Origin of the sequence: Massilia terrae (assembly GCF_024753145.1) — a bacterium.
GTDB classification, from domain to species: Bacteria; Pseudomonadota; Gammaproteobacteria; order Burkholderiales; family Burkholderiaceae_D; genus Telluria; species Telluria terrae.
This window is the reverse complement of the sequence record NZ_JANUGU010000002.1, coordinates 50,800-69,918: the sequence shown is the minus strand read 5'-3', so window position 1 is coordinate 69,918 and position 19,119 is coordinate 50,800. Positions and strand designations below refer to the sequence as shown.

The window sequence follows — 19,119 nt, the reverse complement described above, 5'->3', positions numbered from 1 at the left end:
GAGACGACATGAACAAGAATTTTGCAATCGCCCGCATCGCGCTGGCAGTGGCATTCGCCGGCGCCGCCGCAGGCGCGCTGGCCCAGGTGCCGGCCGGCTATCCGGCAACCTACCAGAAAATGGTCGACGCGGCCAAGAAGGAAGGCAAGCTGGTGATCTACGGCGCGACCGACAGCAAGGCCGCGCAGCCGCTGATCAAGGACTTCAACGCGCTGTACCCGGGCATCACGGTCGAGTACAACGACATGAACTCGACCGAGGTGTACAACCGCTTCATCTCCGAGTCCGCCGCCGGCGGCGCCACCGCCGACGTGCTGTGGTCGTCCGCGATGGACCTGCAGATGAAGCTGGCCGCCGACGGCTACGCGATGGCCTACAAATCGGTCGAAGCGCCGAAGATCCCGGGCTGGGCGATGTGGAAGGATATGGCCTACGGCACCACCTTCGAGCCGGCCGCGATCGTGTACAACAAGCGCCTGGTCACCGGCGCCGAAGTGCCGAAGACGCACGCCGATTTCGCCAAGCTGATCACCACCGAAAAATTCCGCGACAAGGTCACCACCTACGACATCGAGAAGTCGGGCGTCGGCTTCATGTTCATGGCCCAGGATGCCCATGACTTCCCGCAGTTCGCGGCGCTGGAGAACGCGTTCGGCGTGGCCAAGGTGCGCGTGCAGTCGTCCACCGGCACCATGCTGGAGCGGATTTCGTCGGGCGAGAACCTGATCGGCTATAACGTGCTCGGCTCCTACGCGCTGGTGCGCGCCAAGACCGATCCGTCGGTCGGCGTGGTGATGCCGAAGGATTACACGCTGATCCTGTCGCGCGTCCAGTTCATCAACAAGAACGCGCGCAACCCGAACGCGGCCAAGCTGTGGCTGGACTACATGCTGTCGGCGCGCGGCCAGACCATCATCGCCAACGACTCGAAGCTGTACGCGATCCGCGCGGACGTCAAGGGCGAGACCACCTCGGCTGAGCTGATCCACGAGATCGGCGAGAAGAACGTCAAGCCGCTGCCGGTCAACGAGAGCCTGCTGCAGTACCTGGCGCCGGCCAACCGCATGGCCTTCCTGAAGCAGTGGAAGGAAACGGCAGGCAAGAAGTAATGTTGCCGTCGTCCCCGCGCTCGCGGGGCCCCATTTTGCGTGCGTAGCTGCGGCGCGAAACGGGATTCCCGCGTGCGCGGGAATGACGATAGGGGAGGTGCTGGCGCCTCCCCGGCTGCAAGCTGTGAAGTAACCCTCATCGGATAGTCCCATGTCTACGCTGTCTTTATCGCGCCGCCTGAACTGGCCGCGCGGGCTGGTTGTCGCGCTTACGTGCCTGGCCATCTTCTTGCCGCTGTTCCTGATTTTCTACCAGAGCTTCCTGTCGGCGCCGTTCTTCATGCCGAACAAGGAGCTCGGCCTGGACGCCTACCGCTTCATTTTCGACGACCCCGATTTCCGCGTCGCCTTCCGCAATGGCCTGATCCTGGCCGCCGGCCTGGCCGCGATCGCGGTGCCGCTGGGCGGCATGCTGGCCTTCCTGATGATCCGCACCGACCTTCCGTGCCGCGGCTGGATCGCGCCGCTCTTGCTGGTGCCGATCTTCGTGTCGCCGATGGTGATGGGCTTCGGCTACGTGGTGGCGATGGGACCGGTCGGTTTCTACTCCACCTGGGCCAAGCAGATCCTCGGCTTCATCCCGTGGAACGTGTACTCGTTCCCGGCCATCGTGATCATCGCCGGCCTGACCCACGTGCCGCACGTCTACCTGTACGCCTCGTCGGCGCTGAAGAGCCTGGGCTCGGACGTGGAGGAAGCGGCGCGCGTCACCGGCGCCTCGCCGTGGCAGGTGATGTTCAACGTGTCGCTGCCGATGATCATGCCGGCGCTGGCCTATGCCGGCGTGCTGGTGTTCTTCCTCGGCTTCGAGGTGTTCGGCCTGGTGCTGGTGCTGGGCGACCCCGAAGGCCACCTGGTGCTGGCGACCTACCTGTACAAGCTGACCAACAAGCTGGGCACCCCGTCCTACCACCTGATGGCCGCCGTGGCGGTGTGCCTGGTGATGGTGACCATGCCGCTGGTGATGATGCAGCGCTGGCTGCTCAAGTCGGCCAACAAATACGTGGCGATCAAGGGCAAGGGCGCGCGCCAGAAACCGCTGCCGCTGGGCCGCTGGAAGTGGCTGGCGTTCGCCGTGATCGGCGCCTGGCTGATGTTCACGATCGTGGTGCCGATCTCCGGCATCGTGCTGCGCTCCTTTGTCGAATATTGGGGCGAGGGCGTGAAACTGGCCGACGTGCTGACGCTGCAGCACTTCCGCGACATCATGGAACAGCCGTCGCTGATGCGCGGCATCCTCAACACGGTGCTGATCGGCGTGGTCGGCGGCGCGCTGGCCGTGGTGTGCTACACCGCGATCGCGCTGGCGATGCACCGCAAGAACGACGGCGTGACCCGCCTGCTGGACTACAGCGTGCTGGTGCCGCGTGCGATTCCGGGCCTGCTGGCCGGCCTGTCCTTCCTGTGGGTGTTCCTGTTCGTGCCGAGCTGGCTGGACGGCATCCTGAAAGGCCTCGACAACGCATTCGCCCTGTGGCTGTCGGCGCACCTGATCCCGGCCCTGCGCGAACTGCGCTCGACCATCTTCGCGCTGTGGCTGGCGTATTCGGTGGTGTGGCTGGCGTACGGCATGCGCATGGTGTCGACCGCGCTGCTGCAGGTCGGCCCGGAACTGGAAGAGGCGGCGCGCGCGGTCGGCGCACGGCGCGGCCGCGTCACCCGCGACATCACGCTCCCGCTGATCAAGTACGGCATGCTGGGTGGCTGGCTGATGATCTTCCTGATCTTCGAACGCGAATATTCGACCGGCGTGTACCTGCTCTCGCCCGGCACCGAAGTGATCGGCGCGATGCTGGTGTCACTGTGGGCCGGCGGCTCGACCGACCTGGTGGCGGCGCTCTCGTTCATCAACATCACGCTGGTGGCCATCGGCCTTGGCATCGCACTGCGCTTTGGCGTCAAGCTGCACGACTAAATACATCAAGAGACTCAATATGAACGTTTTAACCGTCAACGACCTGCACCTCGACTACGGCACCGGCCCGAGCGCCAACCAGATCCTGAAAGGTGTGTCGATGCACCTGAAGCGCGGCGAAGTGGTGGCGCTGCTCGGCCCTTCGGGCAGCGGCAAGACCACGCTGCTGCGCGCGGTGGCCGGCCTGGAAAGCCCGCGCGCCGGCACCATCGACATCGGCGAGCGCCGCGTGTTCGACGGCTCCGCCGGGCGCGAGCTGCCGGCCGAGGAGCGCAACCTGGGCCTGGTGTTCCAGTCCTACGCGCTGTGGCCGCACAAGACCGTGTTCGACAACGTGGCCTATGGCCTGAACCTGCGCAAGGTGGCGGCGCGCGAGATCGAGGCCAAAGTGCAGGACGTGCTGTCCCAGCTCGGCCTGGGCCACCTCGGCCAGCGCTTCCCGCACCAGCTGTCCGGCGGCCAGCAGCAGCGCGTGGCGATCGCCCGCGCGCTGGTGTACAACCCACCGGTGATCCTGCTGGACGAACCGCTGTCCAACCTCGACGCCAAGCTGCGCGAGGAGGCGCGCGCCTTCCTGCGCGAGCTGATCGTGCGGCTCGGCCTGTCGGCGCTGATGGTGACCCACGACCAGGCCGAGGCGATGGCGATCTCGGACCGCATCCTCCTGCTCAACAACGGCAAGATCGAGCAGCAGGGCACGCCGCAGGAGATGTACCAGGCGCCGAACACCTTGTTCACCGCCGAGTTCATGGGCTCCAACAACCGCCTCAAGGCGCGTGTGGTGCGGCGCGACGGCAATCAGGTGCGCCTGGCGGTGGAGGGCGCCGAGCTGGCGGGCACCGCGCGCGGCGCGCAGCTGGGCGACGATGTCACGGCGCTGATCCGCCTGGAGGAAGTGTCGGCCAGCGCCACCGCGGTCGAGAACGCGCTGGAGATGGAGCTCATCACCAGCATGTACCTCGGCGACCGCTGGGAGTGCCTGTTTGGCCGCGGCGACGTCAAGCTGCGCGCTTACTCGGCGCGTCGCCTCGACGCGGGCAGCTACTGGCTGCGCATGCCGGCGGAGAAGCTCTGGGCATTCTGAGTTAGTTCATGCTGCGTCACTTCGTACCGGCGCTGCTGCTTGGATTGGCGGCGGCGCTGGCCTGCATCTGGCTCGACACGCCGCTGCCCTGGCTGATCGGGCCCTTGTTCGGCACCGCGATCGCCTGCATGCTGGGCGCGCGCCTGGCCGCGCCGGTGCAGGCACGCGAGGCGGGGCAGTGGGCGATCGGCACCGCGCTGGGCCTGTATTTTTCCGGGCCGGTGCTGGCGGTGCTGGCGCATTACGCCGGCTGGATCGCGCTGGCGGTGGCGTTCGCGCTGGCGCTGGGCGCGGCCGGGGCCTGGCTGCTGCGGCGCCTGACCGGATCGGACGAAGCCACCGCCTTCTTCGCGATGGCAGCCGGTGGCGCGTCCGAGATGGCGGTGCAGGGCGAGCGCCACGGCGCGCTGGTCGAGCGCGTGGCCGCGGCCCACAGCTTGCGCATCATGATCGTTACCGGGACGATCCCGTTCGCGGTGCGGGCGCTGCATGCGCACGGCGACCTGATTCCCTTCGTGCCGGCGGCGCGCGAAGTGTGGTATCCGGGGCTGGCGCTGCTGGCTGTTCTTACCTCCTGCGGTGCGCTGCTGCTCAAGCGGCGCGGCATTCCCAATGCCTGGGTGATCGGGCCGCTGGCGGTGGCGCTGGTGCTGACCGCGTTCGGCGTCCATCTTTCGCGCCTGCCGGAATGGGCGATCCGCACCGGCCAGCTCCTGATCGGCATTTCGCTGGGCACGCGCTTCACGCCGCGTTTCGTGCACACGGCGCCGCGTTTCCTGGCGTCGGTGGCGCTGTGTTCGGCGCTGGCGCTGCTGCTGGCTGCGGGCTTCGCCTTCGTGGTGGCGCGGCTTGCCGGCCTGCCGTGGGCGACCGCCGTGCTGGCGACTTCACCGGGCGGCATCGCCGAGATGGCGCTGACCGCGCGGGTGCTGAACCTGGGCGTGCCGGTGGTGACGGCTTTCCATGTCGCGCGCATGGTGGTCGTGGTGCTGGCGATCGGGCCGATGTACCGGCTGATGGTGCACAAGGCCTGATCTGGAGTGGCTCAGCGCGGTCCGGCTTTCCTGGCCGCGACGGTGACCCACGCAATGCCGCTCAATACGGCCAGGCCGGAAACCAGGCGTTCTGGCGCCAGTTTTTCGCCGAGGAAGATCCAGCCGAGCATGGCGCTCAACAGCGGCACGCAGAGTTGGACCGCGCCCGCGCTGATGGCGGTGATGCGGACGCGCACCCAGTACCAGAGCGCGTAGCCAAGCGCGGACGTGATGCTGCCCGAGACCACGGCATACTGTGCGCCCGACCAGTCCAGGTTGCGATGGCTCCCTTGCACCAGCGATAGGGCGAGGGCGAGCGGCACCGTCCACAGGAAGCTCGCCGTGGTCATGCCCATCGGTGAGTCCGCCGCTTTGCCCAGCAGCGAGAATCCGCCCCAGGCGGCCCCGGCGATGGCCATCAGGATAGCCGCCAAGGCTGGCGGGGCCGAGGTGGACGGGGCCAGGAAAGCGAGCATTCCGGCGCATGCCAGCAGCATGCCTGGCAGGCTGGTCCGCTCTCCCTTGTGCAAGCCATACGAGATCATCACCAGCTGGGCCGAGGCGAACAGGACCAGCGCGCCGGCCCCGGTACCGATATCCCGGTACGCAAACGAGAAGGCTGCGGCGTAGATGAACAGGAGCACGGCCGAAGGCCAGGCGCTCGGTGGCGGCGACAGAGCCGCCTTTTGCAGGCGCAGGATGAGAGCGAGGGTGAGCGCGCCTGCGACCAGCCTGACCGTGGTGTAGGACGCGGCATCGATGGCAGTCGTTCGAAATGCCAAACGGGCAAGGAAGGAGTTGGCGGCGAAGGCCAGCATGACGGCACCGGTCAGGACGATGAGCCAGGCGCGCCGTCCCTTCAGGCCGGGCCGGGGCCCGATCCTGCCGCCGGTGGTGGTATCGCTCATGTCCGTTCTCCCCGATGTTTCCCTCATTCTAAGGACGCTCTCCGCACGCCCGCGCCCGCCATGCCGTCCGCAACACGGCCGGTATCATCCGGCGCAACCCGCCGTATCGGAAACGGCGACAGGACCATGTTGTTGGGTAATATTGTTGTTTGCCTAAGGCGACTGCGGTAGATTACGGCCTAATCACTTTCCGCGAGCCGAAGCATGAGCAAACCCAGCCAGTTCACCCTGTTGAAGCAGCGCCGCTTCGCGCCGTTTTTCTGGACCCAGTTCCTCGGCGCCTTCAACGACAACCTGTTCAAGACGGCCCTGATCGTGGTGCTGACTTACGACGCGGCCAGCTGGACCAGCTTGCCGTCTTCGCTGCTCAACAACCTGATCCCCGGCCTGTTCATCCTGCCTTTCGTGCTGCTGTCGGGCACCTCGGGCCAGGTCGCGGACAAGGTCGAGAAGGGCCGGTTGGCGCGCAGCGTCAAGCTGCTGGAAATCGGCATCATGCTGCTCGCCGGCATCGGCTGGATGGGCCACCACCTGTGGCTGCTGGTGGCGGCCGTGGTCGGGATGGGCGTGCATTCGACCCTGTTCGGGCCCGTGAAATACGCTTATTTGCCGCAGCACCTGTCGCAGGAGGAGCTGATCGGCGGTAATGGCGTGATCGAGATGGGGACCTTCGTTGGCATCCTGCTGGGCGAGATCATGGGGGCGGTGCTGGTGTCGCGCCCGGAAGGGATCGCGCTGATCGCGGGCGGGACGCTGTTTACCGCCTTGCTGGGGCTGGCGGCGAGCTGGCGCATCCCGACGTCGCCGGCGCCGGAACCGCGTCTCAAGATCAGCCGCAACTTCCTTGCCGAGTCGTGGCGCAACCTGTCGTACTCTTCCAAGAACCGCACGGTGTTCCTGTCGATGCTGGGCAATTCCTGGTTCTGGTTCTACGGGGCCCTGGTGCTGTCGCAATTTCCCGTCTATGCGAGGGACTACCTGCATGGCGACCACAGCGTGTTCGTGCTGCTGCTGACCGTGTTCTCGCTGGGCATCGGCGCCGGCTCGCTGCTATGCGAGAAGCTGTCCGGCCGCAAGGTCGAAATCGGCCTGGTGCCGTTCGGCTCGATCGGCCTGTCCCTGTTCGGCATCGACTTGTACTTTGCGAGCCAGCATTACACGAACACGGTGGCCGTGGATGCCTTGGGCCTGCTGGCCCAGCCGGGCGTGGCGCGCATCCTCGCGGACCTGCTACTGCTCGGCATCTTCGGCGGCTTTTTCATCGTGCCGCTGTTCGCGCTGATCCAGTCGCGCTGCGATCCCAAGCATGTGGCGCGCACCATCGCCGGCACCAATATCCTGAACTCGCTGTTCATGGTGGCGGCGGCCGGGCTGGCGATCCTGCTGCTGGGACGCGGCTTCACGATTCCGGAAATGTTCCTGACCACAGCGCTGCTGAATGCGGTCGTGGCGATCTATATTTTCTCGCTGGTGCCGGAATTCCTGATGCGCTTCCTGGCGTGGATGCTGATCCACACGGCCTACCGCATCAAGACCGTGGATTCGGAGCGGATCCCGGCGGAAGGCCCGGCGGTGCTGGTCTGCAATCATGTCAGCTATGTCGACGCGATGGTGATCGTCGCGGCCAGCCCGCGTCCGATCCGCTTCGTGATGGACTACCGGATCTTCGCCACGCCCTTCCTCGGCTGGATCTTCCGCACGGCCAAGGCGATCCCGATCGCGCCGGCCAAGGAAGATCCATGGCTGATGGAGAAGGCTTTCGTGGACATTGCCAAGGCCTTGCATGAGGGCGACCTGGTCTGCATCTTCCCGGAAGGAAAACTGACCTCGACCGGCGAGATGAACGAATTCCGCGGCGGCATCGCCAAGATCACGGCGCGCAGCAAGGTGCCGGTGATCCCGATGGCGCTGCGCGGCCTGTGGGGCAGCCTGTTCACGCGCGACCGCGGCAATGTGTTCGAGCGCTCCTTCGCGCGCGGCATCCGCTCGCGCCTGGCGCTGGCGGTGGGCGAGCCGGTCGCGCCGGACTCGGCCACGCCGGAATACTTGTACGAGCAGGTGCTGGCCCTGCGCGGCGAGTGGAAGTGAGCGATACGGAAGGCATCAAACGCGCGACCTCCTGCTGAAATAGAGTACATACTGGGAACATTCCGCGCCGGTTCGCGCGGAACAGGCCTGTCGGCACGGAGGCACCATGTTCAAGCGAATCCTGCTGCCGACCGATGGCTCCGCCTTGTCGAAGCAGGCGATGCTCAGCGGCATCCGGCTGGCGAAGGAGTGCGGGGCCGAGGTGGTCGGCATCCATGTCGTCGTGCAAGCGAGCACGGCGCAGGCGTGGCAGGCGCATGCCCCGCATCTGGTACAGCGGCGGCGCACGCTGTTCGACAAGCTGGCCGACGACTACCTGCATGAAATCACCGCCGCCGCCACCGTCGAGCATGTCCCGTCCACCGTCATGAAAATCCATGCACCCGATCCGTGGCTGGCGATCGCGCGCGCGGCCGAGGACCTGGGCTGCGATCTGATCCTGATGGCCCTGCACGGCTGGAAAGGCAGGCGGTCGAAGGTTCCGGGCAGCGAGACGATCCGGGTGCTGCTGGAAAGCAGCGTGCCGGTGCTGGTGCACCGTTCCGCGGAGGCCGCATGAACGGCACGCCTCAGGACAACAAGCCCGGCGACACCGCCGGCAATCCGCTGCGGCCGATGATGTGGTACTGGGTGCTGGGGCTGACCTTGTTCGCCTTGTTCCAGGGCTTCGCCGGCATCTCGGCCAACACGCCGATCGCGTACAGCGAGTTCAAGCAGCTGTTGTATGCGGGCAAGATCAACGAGGTCCAGATTTCCGACACGAGCATCAGCGGGGCGCTCAAGAAGGACGGGCTGGCCACGGTACTGCCGAAAGAAAAAGTGGACACGCTCAAGTGCTCGGCGGACGGCGGCTGCCCGTTCAGCACGGTGCGGGTCAACGATCCCGACCTCATCTCCGATCTCGAAGCCGAGCACGTGCGTTACACCGGCGAGGCGCGCAGCGAATGGATGGGCACGCTGCTGGCCTGGGTGTTCCCGGTGCTGTTGCTGGTCTGGCTGTGGAGCAGCATGCTCAAGCGTGGCGGCGGGGGCATGATGGCCGGCGGGCTGTTTGACATCGGCAAGAGCAAGGCGCGGGTCTATGTGCAGAGCAAGACCGGGGTCACGTTCAACGATGTGGCCGGCATCGACGAGGCCAAGGAAGAGCTGATGGAAATCGTCGAGTTCCTGAAGAATCCGCAGCGCTACCGGCGGCTGGGCGGCAAGATCCCGAAAGGCGTGCTGATCGTCGGCGCGCCGGGCACCGGCAAGACCTTGCTGGCCAAGGCGCTGGCGGGCGAGGCCGGCGTGCCCTTCTTTTCGATCAGCGGCTCGGAATTCGTGGAAATGTTCGTCGGCGTGGGCGCGGCGCGGGTGCGCGACCTGTTCACCCAGGCGGAGAAGAGCGCGCCGTGCATCATCTTCATCGACGAGCTCGATGCGCTGGGCCGGGCGCGCGGCGTGTCGGGCATGGCGGCCGGCTACAACGAGCAGGAGCAGACCCTCAACCAGTTGCTGGTCGAGATGGATGGCTTCGATACCAACAAGGGCGTGATCATCCTCGGCGCGACCAACAGGCCCGAGATCCTCGACCCGGCCCTGTTGCGGCCGGGGCGCTTCGACCGCCACATCGCGCTGGACCGGCCGGACCTGAAAGGGCGCGAAAAAATCCTTGAGGTGCACACGCGCCAGGTGACGCTGGCGCCGGGCATCAAGCTGGGCGATATTGCCGCGCGCACGGCGGGGCTAGCGGGCGCCGACCTGGCCAACCTCGTCAATGAAGCGGCCCTGCTGGCGGCGCGGCGCGGCAAGCAGGCGGTCGACGACAAGGACTTCGACGAGGCCGCCGACCGCGTGGTGGCCGGCCTGGAGAAGAAGACGCGGGTGATGAATCCGATGGAAAAGCAGACCGTCGCGTTCCACGAGGCGGGGCATGCGCTGACGGCGGAATATCGGGCGAACGCCGACCGGGTGGCGAAGATCTCGATCATCCCGCGCGGCGTGGCGGCCCTCGGCTATACGCAGCAGCTGCCGACCGAGGACCGCTACCTGCTCAAGAAGACCGAACTGCTGGATCGCCTCGACGTGTTTCTTGGCGGCCGGGTGGCGGAGGAAATCGTGTTTGGCGACATGTCGACCGGCGCCCAGAACGACCTGCAAATGGCGACCGATATGGCGCGCCATATGGTGACGCAATATGGCATGAGCGAACGACTGGGACTGGCGACCTTCGAACAGGCCAGTACCTCGCCGCTCTATCCGGCGGGCATGGGCGAGCGCTTGCCGTACAGCGAAAGGACGGCGCAGGGAATCGATCAGGAAATTGAGCAATTGCTGAGCGAGGCGCATGAGCGGGTACGCCAGACCTTGGTGGACCGGCGTCCGCTGCTGGATGCGCTGGCGCAGGAGCTGCTTGAACACGAAACCGTGGACCGGGCGGCACTCGATCGGCTGGCGGCTCAATTCGATGCGGGGCCGCCGGTGCGGCGCGTGCGCTAGGCCTGCTTACTGGTTCGAGAAGTGGCAGACGTAGTGGACCGGTTCGAAGGCTTCCAGCTCGAAGCTCGATTGGCCGGGGACGCGGAATTGCTGGCCGGCAGCGTAGTCCTTCCATTCGCCGTCCGAACCGATACGGGCGCGGCATTTGCCTTCGATGATTTCCATCACTTCCGGGCTGTCGGTGCCGAAGGTCAGGGTGCTCGGCATGATCACGCCGATGGTCTTGCGGGTCTGGTCCGGGAAGACGAGGCTGTGCGAGATGCATTTGCCGTCGAAAAAGATATTGGCCTTCTTGATGACTGAGACGTGGTCGAATTGGGTGCTGCTCATGCCGTTCTCCTGTTGAAAGTGCGTGCCGCCAGGGGCATTATCGCTTGGACCGGTGCTGCGTGCATAGGTGCACCGTCGAGGAGGGGTGATGCATATCCATAACAGCGATATCGCAAGGGTGTTCGGCGAAATTGCCGACCTGCTTGAAATTGAGAACGGCAATCCGTTTCAGATCCGCGCCTACCGCAATGCGGCGCGCACGGTCGAGACGCTGGGGCCGGACATCGAGGACCTGCTCGATGAGGGGCGCGACCTGGACGAGCTGCCAGGCATCGGCAAGGACTTGGCCGGCAAGATCAGCGAGATCGTGCACGGCGGCGGCACGTGCGCGCTGCGCGAGCAATTGCGGGGCGAGCTGCCGCCCGAAATCGAAAAGCTGCTGCGCATTCCGGGGCTGGGGCCGAAACGGGTCAAGCTGCTGTATGACGAACGGGGCATCCATACGCCGGAGCAGTTGCTGCGGGCGGCGCAGGAAGGGCAGTTGCGGACGATTCGCGGGCTGGGGGAAAAGGCCGAGCAGAAAATCCTGGAAGCGGTGCAGGCGCAGCTGTCGAAGACCCAGCGCTATTCGATCGCAACGGCCGCGCAGATCGTCGAGCCCTTGCTGGCCTACCTGGCGCGGCACCCGGCGGTCATCCGGGTCGAGGCGGCGGGGAGCTTCCGGCGCATGAAGGAGACCGTCGGCGACGGCGATGTGGTGGCGGCCTCGATGCGCATGGCGGAAGTGACCGCGCATTTCGTGGCGTATGGCGAGGTGCGGCGGGTGATCTCGCACGGGCCGACGCGCGCGAGTGTCGAGCTGGGCGAGCTGGCGATGCAGGTGGACCTGCGCGTGGTGGAACCGGCCAGCTATGGCGCGGCGATGCATTACTTCACGGGGTCAAAGGCGCACAACATCGAGGTGCGCACGCTGGCGCTGAAGCGCGGGCTCAAGATCAACGAATACGGCGTATACGCGGGCGAGGAACGGATTGCCGGGGAGACCGAGGAATCGGTGTTCGCGTCGGTCGGTTTGCCCTTCATTGCACCGGAGCTGCGCGAGAATCGTGGCGAGATCGAGGCGGCGCGCGAAGGGCATCTGCCTGTGCTCGTTTCCGTGAAACAGTTGAAAGGGGATTTGCATTCCCACACCCGGGCCAGCGACGGGCGCGACGCCTTGCGCGAGATGGCCGAGGCGGCGCGGCGGCGAGGCTTGTCCTATCTCGGCGTTACCGATCACGCGCGGCATGGCGGGCGGTCGGTCGACGCGGACGCGCTGGCGCGGCAGGCGGATGAGATCGACCTGCTCAACGAGGAGATGGCGGGGTTCACCTTGCTGAAGGGCGTGGAAGTCGACATCCTGGAGGACGGCTCGCTGGACTTGCCGGATGCCGTGTTGGCGCGGCTCGATTATGCGATCGCGTCGGTGCATGACTGGTCGGGCCTGACGCGCGAGCAGCAGACCGCGCGCATCATGCGGGCGATGGATCATCCCAGCGTGGCCATCCTCGGCCATCCGACCGGGCGGCTGCTGTTCGAGCGCTCGCCGAACGTGCTCGACATCGAAAGGGTGATTCGCCATGCCCATGACTGCGGCTGCGCGCTGGAACTGGATGCCCAGCCGATGCGGCTGGACTTGAACGACATCCATTGCCGCATGGCCAAGGACATGGGCGCGATGGTGGTCATCGATGCCGATGCGCACAAGGTGGAGGATTTCGACGACATCCGTTTCGGCGTCGGGCAGGGCAGGCGGGGATGGCTGGAGGCGGGCGATGTGCTGAACACGCGCTCGCTGGCGCAGGTCAGGGCTTTCTTCAGGCGCAAGCGACGGACGCACTAAACGAAAAGGCCAGCTCGAAAGCTGGCCTAAGTCGTTGATTCTTCTGGTCGGGGCGAGAGGATTCGAACCTCCGACCACCTGCACCCCATGCAGGTACGCTACCAGGCTGCGCTACGCCCCGACTGGGCCGGAATTATACCAGAGAAGGTTCGGTACTTGGAATCCTGTCATGCCGACGGGTTTTCGATGCCGGTTGAGGCCGTCCGGAAATGTTGTTTTTGGGCTTGCTTTGCGTCGAGACAAGAAAATTCTCTGAACGAATTATCCCTTTGCGCTGCGCATGATCCCGCGCAATTGTTCTGCCTGGCTCGCCCTTGTCGGGCAGGGCTCATCTGCCTAGAATATGCGAACGGGATGGGATGCATCCCGCGCAGTTAAGAAAAACAGGGGAGTACGGCTCGCGCAATTGGTGGGTTGCGCGGGCCGGCCTATTTCTGCAGCAGCTCATACACCGCGTCCACCACGCGTTCGGGCGCAATCTTTTCCAGGCATTCGTTGTGTCCTTGTGGACAAATACTCTTCATGCAGAAACGGCAGGGGACGTCGTGGTAGAGCAGGCGATTGCGCACGTGCCAGGGCGTGTGCTGGGGATTCGTCATCGCGTACAGGCTGACCAGTGGCGTGCCGACGGCCGCGGCAATGTGGGCGGGGCCGGTGTTATTGCTCACTACGACGGTTGCCAATTGCAGCACCGCACCAAGCTCGCCGAGGCCGAGCTGGCCTGCAAGTGAGCGGACGGGCACGCCACAGCCTTCATGAATCTGGTCGATGAGCGTCTGCTCGTCGGCACTGCCGGTCAGTACCATCGGGCAGCCGAGGCGGGCGTCGAGCTGGCGGATCACCTCCATCCAGTGGGACGGCGGATAGCGGCGCGATGCGGCGCTGGCGCCGGGATGCAGGGCGATCCAGGGCTGCGGTTCGCCGATGCCGAGCCGCGACAGGCGGCCCCGGACCACGTCGAGGTCGGTGGGGCGCACGGCAAACGACATCCGCGTCGAACTCGGCTGGCAGCCGATGTGGGCCGCCAGGTCGAGCTGGCGGCGCACCTCGTGACGGATCACCTGGTCGGGTTCCGGATCGGCCAGCCAGTGGGTGAGCAAGTGGTAGGGGTTCTCGTGGCAATGGGCGACGCGCAAGGGAATGTTCGCGAGATAGCACAGCAGTGCCGCCGGCAGCGGGCTTTGGCTGTAGGAGGTGAAGATGATGGCGCCGTCGAAGCCGCGCGCGCCGAGCTCGGCGGCGAAAGCGAGGTCGACATTAGGAGCATGGGGGCCGCTGGCCTTCGTCCACGGCGCGCCGTAAGCGATGACGTCGTCGACCTCAGGAATGTAGGGCTGCACGGCGGCCGCACCCGGCGATGTGAGCAGGGTGATGGTGCGACCGGGCAGGCTTTCGCGCAGCGCACGCAGGGCAGGTGTGCACATCAGCACGTCGCCCAGCGAATCGAGCCGCACGCACAGCATCCTGGTGGCTTTGTTCCAGCTAGGTTTCATGGTGACCTGGTGTGGCTGGCGATGAGTACCGCGGCCGAGTAGAGGTCGGGCGCGATGCGGGTGGGAATGCGCTTGGGGCCGAGCCGCCACTCGGTCTCGTTGCCGTTGTCGATCAGGACCGAGCGGCAGCCGGCGCGGTTGCCGGCCTCGACGTCGTGGAGGATGTCGCCGATCATCCACGATTCGGCCAGGTCGATATCGTGATCCTGGGCGGCCTGCAGCAGCATGCCGGGACGGGGTTTGCGGCAATCGCAAGGCTTGGCGTAGCGAGCGATCGCGCCGTCCGGGTGGTGTGGACAAAAATAGAAGCCGTCGAGCGAGAGATTTTCCCGGAACAGCAGGTCGGCCAGGCGGTCTTGCACGCGTTCCATGGTGCGCGCACCGAATTTGCCGTGGGCGATGCCATCCTGGTTGCTGACCACGTAGAAGCGATAGTCGAGCCGCGACAACAGGCGCAGCGCCGGCCCGGCGCCACTCGCCAGCGTGATCCGGTGCGGTTCGACGTTGTACGGGACGTTGTCGACCAGCGTGCCGTCCTGGTCGAGGAATATCGCTTTTATGGCCATGAGGTTTCCTGTACGGGCAGGACCGTGAGCTCGGCGACGACAGTATCTTCCGGCAACAGCAGCACCGAGCGGATGGCGTTGGCGACTGCGGCCGGGTCTTGCAATGCGGCCGGGTCGAGGTCGGGGAAGCGTTCCAGCAGGAAGGGCGTGCGCATACCGCCGGCGATGACGGCTGTCACGCGGATGCCGTGCGGGCGCAACTCGGCGTGCAGGGCATGGGACAGGCCGAGCAGGCCCCACTTGCTGGCATGGTAGGCGGCGGCATTGGGCCAGGCGCGCTTGGAAGCGGTGGAGGCGATATTGATGATGTGGCCGCCGCCGGCGCCGCGCATATGGGCGGAGACATATTTGGCGAGCAGGAACGGGCCGTTGAGGTTGGTGCCGATCACCCGCAGCCAGTCGTGCTCGGACAGTTCATCGATGGGGCGGGTGACGTCGGTGCCCGCGTTGTTGACGAGGATGTCGAGCCGGCCCAGCATGTCCAGCGCCTGCGCGATGGCGCGCCGCGCGGAGGCCGGTTCGGCCACGTCGAGCGCGACCGGCAGGACGCGCGTGCCCATGGCGTGTACCCGGTCGCAGGTGAGTTCGAGCTTGTGCGCCGCGATGTCGGCAGCCACGATGTCGGCGCCGGCCGCGGACAAGGCTTCGGCCAACGCGAGGCCGAGGCCGCTTCCGGCCCCGGTGATGAAGGCTGTTTTTCCACGCAGGGCCTGATGCGGCAGGGCATGGGAAGTGCTGGCGAGGGGTGTCATGCGCTCTCCTGTGGCTGGTAGTTGGCGACCTGTTGTTCCTGCAGCACGGCGGCGTAGATCGCGGCAGCCTGCTGGGCGACGATGCGCCAGGTGAAATGCTGGTATGCGCGGCGCAGGGCGCGTTCGCCCATGGCCCGCGCGAGTCCCGGCTTGCCGTGCAGGGTGGCGAGCCGGGCCGCCAACGCCTGCGGATCGCGCGGCGGGATCAGGAAGCCGGTGAGGCCGTCGGCCACGGAGCACTTGATGCCGCCCACTTCGGATCCGATGACCGGGCGCGCGCAGGCCATGGCTTCCACCGGGGTGATGCCGACAGGTGCGTACCAGGGCGTGGTGACGAAGGCGTCCGCGGCGCTGTAGTAGTAGCGCAGCTCGCTGCGGGCCTTCTGGCCGGTGAAGCGCAGGTGGGCGCTCACCTCCAGCTGCCCGGCCAGTGCCCGCACGCGCGCCATTTCGACGTTGTCGCGTCCATGGGGATGGTCGATGTCGCCGCCCACCACCAGCAGCTCGGCATCGATGCGATGGCGGCCGCGCAGCAGGGCGACGCCCTGGATCACGGTGTCGACGCCATTGCGCGGCACCATGCGGCCCAGTTGCAGGACCCTGAGTCTGCGCATGATGGGCTTTCAGGCAAAACGGACGCGGTAGCGGATGGCCCCGGCGATGCGCCAGAACACGGCGAGCGGCGGGATCAGGGCCGAGGTGACAATCATCTCGGCGATGTGGGAGACGGTTTTGGCGGTGCCGGACAGGCGCCGCATGCACAGGCGGAAGGTGAGCGTGATCCAGGCGGCGCCGCCCAGCGTGGCCAGCCACACGACGTTGCCGAGCCAGCCGGCCAGCACGGCGAGCAGCGCGGCAACGATCACGTAATCCCAGCGTGGCGCGCCCTGGATTTTTTGCCGATATAGCTCCGGGTGTTTTTTGTAGAGCAAGGCGTCGAAGGTGACTTTCTTGATCTGCAGGAGGCTCACGCCCCAGGGCGCGGGACGTACCGGATGCACCACCAGCGCTTCCGGCGCGCGGGCAATGGTGGCGTTGATTTTCAGGAGACGGAAATGCAGGTCGCTGTCTTCGCGCCAGGGACTGGTGAAGCGTTCGTCGAAGCCATCCAGGCGTTCCAGCACGCCCTTGCGGCAAAAGCAGTTGGCGGTGACGAATTCCGCGCATTCCAGCAGGCGCGCGTCGCGCTGGTAGTCGGTGGGTACGGCGGGCAGGGGCATTTCGATCTTGCCGCACAGCGCATCGATATGGTCGGCGAAGGCGGCCAGGCCGCTGGCCAGCCAGACCGGCGCGGGCACCGTGTCGTCATCGGTGAAGGCGACGATGGCGGCCTGGGCGACGCGCCAGCCGCGGTTGCGCGCGGCGGCCGGCCCGTGCGGCCCGGCGTTGGACACGTACACCAGCCGGGGCCCGCGTTCGAGCGTGCGCGCGCGCCAGCCCGCCACCAGGTGCAGGGTGTTGTGATTGGGTTCGTCGTCGACAATGATGACTTCGTAGCGCGCACCGGGCAGGGTCTGGCGGGTCAAGGCGTCAAGGCAGCGGTCCAGCAAGTCGAGCCGGCCGCAGGTCGGTACCACGACCGACACCGCGATCGCGGCGGCGGTATCGGTGGCGCTGGTCGTTGTTGGCATTGTTGCTCTCCGTGCTCTACGATGAAACCCGCCTGGCGTCCTGGTCCATCCGCTGTTGCAGCAGCCACAGCCGTGCGTACATGCCCTTGCGCCGCAGCAGCTCGGCATGGTTGCCACGCTCGACGATGCGGCCGCGCTCCATCACGATGATGGCGTGCGCGTTGACGACCGTGGACAGCCGGTGCGCGATGATGAGAGTGGTTCGATTGCGGGATAAACGGTCGAGTTCCTGCGTGATCGCGTGCTCTGAATCTGAATCAAGCGCCGACGTCGCCTCGTCGAAAATCAGGATGGGTGGGTTCTTGAGAATGGCGCGGGCGATCGCGATGCGCTGCTTTTCGCCGCCGGGAATCGTGACCCCGCGCTCGCCGACCGGCGTGTCGTACTGCTCCGGCAGGGAAGCGATCACATCATGCAGCTGGGCGGCCCGGGCGGCGCCGACGACCTCGCCGCGGGTGGCGCCGATGCGGCCGTAGGCGATGTTGGCGCCCAGGGTGTCGTTGAACAGGCCGGTTTCTTGCGGCGCCACGCCGATCGCCTGGTTCCCATCGCGTGCGCGGAGACGGCAGCGGACGACCCGGCGTCGGCGGCCCGACATCAGCCTGGCGCAGCAAATGCTTGGATGGGTCGCCCGCCACGCGGCTGGAGGAGGGCTTGCGCCGGGCGATCGCCTATGTCGGGCAGCGTCGCGCGACATCATTGCGTACGTGCGAGCACTTGCGCCCCGTGCAGGCAGGCCGAAATGCGCAGTGCGGGAAGCCGGCGGATCCTCCACTGGCATCCCGCACAGGTTAACAACACTATCTGCGCCGTGGATTCGAGAACCCGGTATCGTCATCCATCTTCTCGTCCGCCGCCAATTTGTTGGCCCCGCCAGGGCTGCGCGGCAAGCCGCCGGACGAATTGTTCGACTCGTGGATGCCGCGATCGTTGCGCAGCAGGTCGGCATGATTGTCCGGTCCCGTCTGGTGCGTGCTGCCCGCGTCCGGATACGGCCCGGCATTCCCGGGACTGCGCGGCAAGCCGCCTTGCAAATCGTTCGACTGGTGCACACCCATTTCGCGCTGGTAATTGCCCGTCTGCGATCCGATGCGGTCGGTGCTGTCGTGGCCTTGTCCCGAGCCCGAACGCTGGTCCGGCTGCGTGCCGCTCTGTCCGCGCGCCGACTGCTGGTGCATCGATCCGCCACGCTGCACGCTGCCGGGATCAGACTGCGGTCCCGCCTGGCCGCCGCCCTGGGTGCCTTGCGTGCTTGCCGATTGCTGCCCCATCGAACCGCCCAGGTTGCGCGGCAGCGCGGCGTTGGGGCCACGCTGCCCGCCCCCTTGCGTCGATGATTGCTGGTTGCCGTGGACGCCGCCCGCGGATCCGCTTTGCAGTTCCGGCTGCGCCGCATTTTGCGGGTTCATGCGTTCGGTGGCCGGGGTTTTACCGCCGTGCCGATCACCTTGTAGGGAAACGCCCTGATCCCTAGGTCGGTCGCCTACAGGCTGCTCCAGCTTGCCGTAGGCGCCGGAGCGCTGCTCCATCGCTTGCTGGTGGCTGTCGGTAATGCCTTGTTGCGCGCCGCTGCCGCCGGTTTGCTGCGTCTGCATCGAGCCGCCTTTCAAATCTTCTCCCTTGCCGTCGCTGCGCTGGTAGCTGCTGTCGTACACGCCGGGGCCGACGCCGCTTTGCATGCTGCCCTCCTTGTGCCCGGCGCCGGTGACGCGGGGCGCCGCTTCGGCGCCTTTCGGGTAGGTGTGATCGAGCGCGCCTCCCGCGCGCGTCTTGCCTTGTGCGCCCGGCGTTCCTTTTTCATTGCCGCCGTTATTGGTCTGCTTGTTTGCTTCGCTGCGTTGGTTCGCGTCCATGTCATTTCCTTTCGAAAAAAGACAAGCGCCGCTTGACGCTGCCTCGATCCGCCATC

General features: G+C 66.2%; 16 protein-coding genes, 1 tRNA gene and 1 pseudogene. 8 read left to right on the top strand and 10 right to left on the bottom strand.

Annotated features, from left to right (window positions below; genetic code table 11):
* The first annotated feature begins 8 nt into the window (after positions 1-8).
* From NX778_RS07590 to NX778_RS07575, 4 genes are all read left to right on the top strand, one after another.
* Positions 9-1,109 (top strand): ABC transporter substrate-binding protein, encoded by a 1,101-nt coding sequence (locus NX778_RS07590; RefSeq protein ID WP_258811118.1) that lies wholly within the window; start codon positions 9-11, stop codon positions 1,107-1,109.
* A gap of 151 nt (positions 1,110-1,260) precedes the next feature.
* Positions 1,261-3,024, top strand: a complete 1,764-nt coding sequence (locus NX778_RS07585; RefSeq protein ID WP_258811117.1) for an ABC transporter permease — start codon at positions 1,261-1,263, stop codon at positions 3,022-3,024.
* A gap of 19 nt (positions 3,025-3,043) precedes the next feature.
* Positions 3,044-4,108, top strand: coding sequence for an ABC transporter ATP-binding protein (locus NX778_RS07580; protein ID WP_258811116.1), 1,065 nt, complete (start codon positions 3,044-3,046; stop codon positions 4,106-4,108).
* 8 nt (positions 4,109-4,116) lie between these two features.
* Positions 4,117-5,142, top strand: coding sequence for an AbrB family transcriptional regulator (locus NX778_RS07575; RefSeq protein WP_258811115.1), 1,026 nt, complete (start codon positions 4,117-4,119; stop codon positions 5,140-5,142).
* An 11-nt stretch (positions 5,143-5,153) separates the two neighbouring features.
* Here NX778_RS07575 and NX778_RS07570 read toward each other — a convergent pair whose 3' ends face one another.
* Positions 5,154-6,050, bottom strand: coding sequence for a DMT family transporter (locus NX778_RS07570; RefSeq protein ID WP_258811114.1), 897 nt, complete (start codon positions 6,048-6,050; stop codon positions 5,154-5,156).
* Between the two features lie 204 nt (positions 6,051-6,254).
* On the opposite strand from NX778_RS07570, the gene NX778_RS07565 reads away from it, so the two are divergent.
* The 3 genes from NX778_RS07565 (at position 6,255) to ftsH (ending at position 10,616) form a co-directional block, all read left to right on the top strand.
* On the top strand, positions 6,255-8,138 hold the full coding sequence (locus NX778_RS07565) for an MFS transporter (protein WP_258811113.1): 1,884 nt from the start codon (positions 6,255-6,257) through the stop codon (positions 8,136-8,138).
* A 106-nt stretch (positions 8,139-8,244) separates the two neighbouring features.
* Positions 8,245-8,697 carry a universal stress protein gene (locus NX778_RS07560; RefSeq protein ID WP_258811112.1) on the top strand — a complete coding sequence of 151 codons (453 nt, stop codon included), beginning with the start codon at positions 8,245-8,247 and terminating at the stop codon, positions 8,695-8,697.
* Positions 8,698-8,753: 56 nt separating this feature from the next.
* Positions 8,754-10,616 carry an ATP-dependent zinc metalloprotease FtsH gene (gene ftsH, locus NX778_RS07555; protein ID WP_370661324.1) on the top strand — a complete coding sequence of 621 codons (1,863 nt, stop codon included), beginning with the start codon at positions 8,754-8,756 and terminating at the stop codon, positions 10,614-10,616.
* Between the two features lie 6 nt (positions 10,617-10,622).
* On the opposite strand, the gene ppnP is transcribed toward ftsH, so the two are convergent.
* Positions 10,623-10,946 carry a pyrimidine/purine nucleoside phosphorylase gene (gene ppnP, locus NX778_RS07550; RefSeq protein WP_258811110.1) on the bottom strand — a complete coding sequence of 108 codons (324 nt, stop codon included), beginning with the start codon at positions 10,944-10,946 and terminating at the stop codon, positions 10,623-10,625.
* Between the two features lie 88 nt (positions 10,947-11,034).
* Between ppnP and polX the strand changes: the two genes are divergently transcribed.
* Positions 11,035-12,768, top strand: coding sequence for a DNA polymerase/3'-5' exonuclease PolX (gene polX, locus NX778_RS07545; protein WP_258811109.1), 1,734 nt, complete (start codon positions 11,035-11,037; stop codon positions 12,766-12,768).
* A 44-nt stretch (positions 12,769-12,812) separates the two neighbouring features.
* Here the strand turns inward: polX and NX778_RS07540 are convergent.
* The 8 genes and pseudogenes from NX778_RS07540 to NX778_RS07505 form a co-directional block, all read right to left on the bottom strand.
* Positions 12,813-12,889, bottom strand: a tRNA-Pro gene (locus NX778_RS07540).
* A gap of 307 nt (positions 12,890-13,196) precedes the next feature.
* Positions 13,197-14,261: a lipopolysaccharide heptosyltransferase II gene (waaF, locus tag NX778_RS07535; protein WP_258811108.1), complete on the bottom strand. Its 1,065-nt coding sequence runs from the start codon at positions 14,259-14,261 to the stop codon at positions 13,197-13,199.
* Positions 14,258-14,827, bottom strand: coding sequence for a D-glycero-alpha-D-manno-heptose-1,7-bisphosphate 7-phosphatase (locus NX778_RS07530; protein WP_258811107.1), 570 nt, complete (start codon positions 14,825-14,827; stop codon positions 14,258-14,260). Before NX778_RS07530 ends, waaF begins: the two co-directional genes overlap by 4 nt.
* Positions 14,818-15,579: an SDR family oxidoreductase gene (locus NX778_RS07525; protein WP_258811106.1), complete on the bottom strand. Its 762-nt coding sequence runs from the start codon at positions 15,577-15,579 to the stop codon at positions 14,818-14,820. Before NX778_RS07525 ends, NX778_RS07530 begins: the two co-directional genes overlap by 10 nt.
* Positions 15,576-16,193 carry a glycosyltransferase gene (locus tag NX778_RS07520; protein WP_258811105.1) on the bottom strand — a complete coding sequence of 206 codons (618 nt, stop codon included), beginning with the start codon at positions 16,191-16,193 and terminating at the stop codon, positions 15,576-15,578. Before NX778_RS07520 ends, NX778_RS07525 begins: the two co-directional genes overlap by 4 nt.
* 9 nt (positions 16,194-16,202) lie before the next feature.
* The gene (locus NX778_RS07515) at positions 16,203-17,210 is read right to left on the bottom strand and encodes a glycosyltransferase family 2 protein (protein ID WP_258811104.1); all 1,008 of its coding nucleotides are present in this window, start codon (positions 17,208-17,210) and stop codon (positions 16,203-16,205) included.
* 16 nt (positions 17,211-17,226) lie between these two features.
* Positions 17,227-17,748, bottom strand: a pseudogene (locus tag NX778_RS07510) (ATP-binding cassette domain-containing protein); the annotation flags it as partial.
* 262 nt (positions 17,749-18,010) lie between these two features.
* Entirely contained in the window at positions 18,011-19,063 is a 1,053-nt protein-coding gene (locus tag NX778_RS07505; RefSeq protein WP_258811103.1) for a hypothetical protein, read from the bottom strand.
* Between the last annotated feature and the right edge of the window lie 56 nt (positions 19,064-19,119).